This window comes from Saccharopolyspora sp. (assembly GCF_017434145.1).
GTDB lineage: Bacteria > Actinomycetota > Actinomycetes > Mycobacteriales > Pseudonocardiaceae > Saccharopolyspora_C > Saccharopolyspora_C galaxeae.
This window is the reverse complement of the sequence record NZ_JAFRFW010000979.1, coordinates 1-3,660: the sequence shown is the minus strand read 5'-3', so window position 1 is coordinate 3,660 and position 3,660 is coordinate 1. Positions and strand designations below refer to the sequence as shown.

Here is a 3,660-nt window from a genome sequence, read left to right as displayed (position 1 = left end):
CGAGGGGGTCCGGGCTGGCGGGCATGACGTCCTTTCCGGCTGGCCCGGGTGGTGCGTCCCGGCCGGCGATCTCCGGCCTGTGGGCGTCCCGGTCCGGGGTGGCCTGGGAACAGCGGTGCTCTCCTTGCGCCATTCTACGGGGCACCGGAAACCCGTCGGCACCTCGCGGGAGGCTGCCGCTGCGGACGGCTGTGCAGGTGCGCGGGCGAGTTCGCGGCCGCGCGCACGAGCACATCGACGGTGCCAGGGTCCGTGGCGAAAGCGCACCGCAACGGCCATCCGGCAGGTTCCCGGACGATGCCCGATCGGGTGGCCTCGTTGATCCGGGTGGGCCCACCGATGCGGCAGGCCGCATCGGTACGCTGGAAAACCCCAGGACGCCACCGCTGCCCGCGGTGCGGTCGGCGGGAAAGCCGGAGATCACCTTCGCGGCTTCCCGGCCGGACCGGCCGAGGCGGTACCGCTGGGCCCGGGACCCCCGGGCGTTCGACCTGGAACGACCCCCGAAACCCCGCAGCAGACCGTCGAAATCTTCGACCCGAGATTCCGGAGTGACCGTGCCCGCCGACCAGATCGACACGATCGTCAACCTCTGCAAGCGCCGTGGCTTCGTCTTCCCGTCCGGGGAGATCTACGGCGGTACCAGGTCGGCGTGGGACTACGGACCCCTCGGCGTCGAGCTGAAGGACAACATCAAGCGCCAGTGGTGGAAGGCGATGGTGCAGGGCCGCGAGGACGTGGTGGGCCTGGACTCCTCGGTGATCCTGCCCCGCGACGTCTGGGTGGCCTCCGGGCACGTCGGCGCCTTCCACGACCCGCTGGTGGAGTGCACTTCCTGCCACCACCGGTTCCGCGGCGATCACCTGGTCGAGGAATACGCCGAGCGCACCGGCAAGGAAATCGCCGAAGGCGACCTGTCCGATGTGCCGTGCCCGAACTGCGGCAACCGCGGCCAGTACACCGAGCCGCGCGAGTTCAACATGATGCTCAAGACCTACCTCGGTCCGGTCGAGAGCGACGAGGGAATGCACTACCTGCGCCCGGAGACGGCGCAGGGCATCTTCGTGAACTTCGCGAACGTGGTGACCACCGCGCGCAAGAAGCCGCCGTTCGGGATCGGCCAGATCGGCAAGTCGTTCCGCAACGAGATCACCCCCGGCAACTTCGTGTTCCGCACCCGCGAGTTCGAGCAGATGGAGATGGAGTACTTCGTCGAACCGGGCGATGACGAGCAGTGGCACCAGTACTGGATCGACACCCGGACGAAGTGGTACACGGACCTCGGCGTCAACCCGGACAACCTGCGCCACTACGAGCATCCCAAGGACAAGCTCTCGCACTACGCCAAGCGCACCGTCGACATCGAGTACCGGTTCCGCTTCGCGGGCAACGAGTGGGGTGAGCTGGAAGGCATCGCGAACCGCACCGACTTCGACCTCACCACGCACTCGAACCACTCCGGCGTGGACCTGTCCTACTTCGACCAGGCCAGCAATTCCCGCTACCGGCCGTACGTGATCGAGCCCGCCGCGGGTGTCGGGCGCCCGATGATGGCGTTCCTGACCGACGCCTACCACGAGGACGAGGCGCCGAACGCCAAGGGCGGCGTGGACAAGCGCGCCGTGCTCAAGCTGGATCGCAGGCTTTCGCCGGTGAAGGCGGCGGTGCTGCCGCTGTCGCGCAATTCCGACCTCTCGCCGAAGGCCCGCGACCTCGCCGCGAAGCTGCGGACGAACTGGAACATCGAGTTCGACGACGCGGGCGCGATCGGCCGCCGGTACCGCAGGCACGACGAGATCGGCACTCCGTTCTGCGTGACGGTCGACTTCGATTCGCTGTCCGACCACGCGGTCACCGTGCGCGAGCGGGACACGATGGCGCAGGAGCGGGTGGCGATGGACAAGCTGGAGGAGTATCTCGCCGTCCGCCTCGTCGGCTGCTGACGCCGCCCACCCGGGGAAGTTCGATGTCTGATGTGCGTGCGGGCCGCTCAGGTCCCGGTCCCGGCCGGGTCCTGCGGCGCGCCTTGTTCGGTGCCGTCCTGGTGGCGTTGCTGGTGCTCATCGGTGCCGGTGTCCGCGTTTGGCAGGTCGCGCGCACGGACGACCGCAGACCGGTCGACATGATCGTGGTGCTGGGCGCCGCCCAATACCACGGCAAGCCGACCCCGGTGCTGCGCGCGCGGCTGGACCAGGCGCTGGAGCTCTACCGGCAGGGCCTCACCGAGCACGTGGTCACGGTCGGCGGCAGGCAGGAAGGCGACGAGTACACCGAGGCGCAGGCCGGTCGGATGTGGCTGGCCGAGCACGGCGTGCCGGATTCGAAGCTCACCGACGTGGAGACCGGCAGCGACACGCTCGGCAGCGTTCGCGCCGTGGCGGGCATCGCCGAGCGCCGCGGCTGGGATTCCACGCTGATCGTCAGCGACCCGTGGCACTCGATGCGAGCCAGGACGATGGCCTCCGATGCCGGGCTGAAGGCTTGGGCCTCGCCCACCAGGAGCGGGCCCATGGTGCAGACCCGCGAGACCCAGTTCCAGTACATCGTGCGGGAGACCGGCGGGTTGCTGTACTACCGGCTCACCCACGCCCCGTCCGATGTGGCGGGCACGCAGCTCGGCTGACTGATCGCGGCTGCTCGTCGGTGCCGCGCACTACGCTGGGCGCGATGAACCCGCTTCCACCCGGCTACGACGAGCACGACGTGGCGCGGCTGCTGCCCGAACCGCCGAAGCGCGCGGCGCTGCCGGGCTCGCGGCCGGAGACCCGAGCACCGTTCGCGCGGGACCGCGCCCGCGTGCTGCACTCCGCGGCGCTGCGTCGACTCGCCGGGAAGACGCAGGTCATGGGTCCGGAGGAAGGCGACGTCCCGCGAACCCGGCTGACCCATTCGCTGGAGGTCGCCCAGATCGGCAGGGGCATCGCCACGACGCTCGGCGCGGACCCGGACCTGGTGGACACCGCAGGGCTCGCGCACGACATCGGGCACCCTCCGTTCGGGCACAACGGCGAACAGGCGCTGAACGCGCTGGCCGATTCCTGCGGCGGTTTCGAGGGCAACGCGCAGACCTTGCGGATCCTGACCCGCCTGGAGCCGAAGCTGCTCGGGGAGTCGGGTGAGGGCAGCGGCCTGAACCTCACGCGCGCCGTATTGGACGCGGCCACGAAGTACCCGTGGCCGCGACGCCCCGGGATGGTCAAGTTCGGCGTCTACCCGGACGACTTCGACGTGTTCAGCTGGCTGCGGCAGGCTTCGGTCCCGCAGCAGCGCTGCCTGGAAGCGCAGATCATGGACTGGGCCGACGACGTCGCGTACTCGGTGCACGACGTGGAGGACGGCGTGCACTCGGGCCGAATCTCGCTGCGCGAACTGTCCGGCGCGGATGATCGCGCGGAGATCGTGCGGCTGGCCGCGAAGCACTTCTGGCCGGACGGCGACGCCGGTGAGCTGGACGAGGCCGCCGGTGAACTGGCCAGGCTGCCTGCGGTGGCGGCGGTGGCGGACTACGACGCGACGCGGCCCGCGCAGGCCGGGCTGAAGCGGCTGACCAGCGAACTGGTCGGACGGTTCACCTCGGCCGCGGTGACCGGCACCGTCGAGTCGTTCGGGCCGGGACCGTTGACCCGGTACGCGGCCGAACTCGTGGTGCCGCGGCAGGTG

At 70.1% G+C, this 3,660-nt stretch carries 3 protein-coding genes; all 3 read left to right on the top strand.

The genetic code is table 11. The annotated features are described in order from the left end of the window. Nucleotides 1–557: 557 nt before the first annotated feature. A complete protein-coding gene (locus IJH84_RS26570; RefSeq protein WP_295150329.1) occupies nt 558–1,943 on the top strand; it encodes a glycine--tRNA ligase in 1,386 nt (461 codons plus the stop codon). 23 nt (nt 1,944–1,966) lie between these two features. Continuing rightward, a complete protein-coding gene (locus IJH84_RS26565) occupies nt 1,967–2,623 on the top strand; it encodes a YdcF family protein (RefSeq protein ID WP_200070986.1) in 657 nt (218 codons plus the stop codon). A gap of 44 nt (nt 2,624–2,667) precedes the next feature. Further along, the coding region (locus IJH84_RS26560) for a deoxyguanosinetriphosphate triphosphohydrolase (protein ID WP_295150325.1) at nt 2,668–3,660 on the top strand (993 nt) is incomplete at its 3' end.